The following is an 805-nucleotide window of genomic DNA, read 5'->3' as shown; positions in this document are numbered from 1 at the left end:
GGACGCTCGACGGTGCTAACGTGGTTACGTAAGCATGGTCAGCAGGATTGGAGCCCGGCGGCCATGCTCTTGGTACGCAAGGGGGCTGCGATGAACAAATCGGATCTTCCACTTACACCAGAGCAGCGCATCAAAGAGCTGGAGCAGCAGCTAGATGAGGCCAACCAGAAAGCGCAATTCTTTGAATCCGTTGTGGATGTGCTTCAAAAAGACTATGGCTGTCGCGTTGTAAAAAAGCGGTCCGGCAAGTCCTCGCACAAAGACAAATCCAAGGCCTGAACGTTAGTCGGGCTTGCCGATATCTAGGTTTTCCCGTCAGGCCTATTATCAGTACTTCAAAGCGGATGCGGCTCGTAAGGCGCACAATCTCATGGCGCTGGACTTTGTACGGGAAGAGCGCCTGCATCAGCCTCGGCTGGGAACCCGCAAACTGCATTCGCTACTGAAACTGAATGCCCCTTTGCGCATGGGCCGGGACCGACTATTCGACCCCTTAAGAGCACACCGACAACTGGTTCCCCGAAAGCGGGCCTATCATAAGACCACGCATAGCCATCACCACTTTCGCTGTCATCCTAACCTGATTAGCCGGGTCCGGAGCAGGTTGTGCCAGTCGCGCCTGAGCAGCTCTGGGTGGCAGATATTACTTACCGACTCACCAGGGCTTGGCCTATCTCAGCCTGATTACGGATGCTTTCTCTCGCAAAATCGTGGGCTACCATGTCCATGACACCCTTCATACGGATTCTGTGATACAAGCTATGCGTAAGGCGTTGAAGGGAAGGAAACACTCTGGAGAACTCGT

General features: G+C 54.0%; 1 pseudogene. It reads left to right on the top strand.

Features of this window, described 5'->3' with window-relative positions:
- Positions 1-805: pseudogene (locus JIF53_RS19405) on the top strand (IS3 family transposase); the annotation flags it as partial.

The organism is Marinobacter sp. bablab_jr008, from assembly GCF_016464145.1.
Taxonomy (GTDB): domain Bacteria; phylum Pseudomonadota; class Gammaproteobacteria; order Pseudomonadales; family Oleiphilaceae; genus Marinobacter; species Marinobacter nauticus.
Note: the sequence above shows the minus strand (reverse complement) of the source record. Positions and strands in the feature narration are given on the sequence as shown.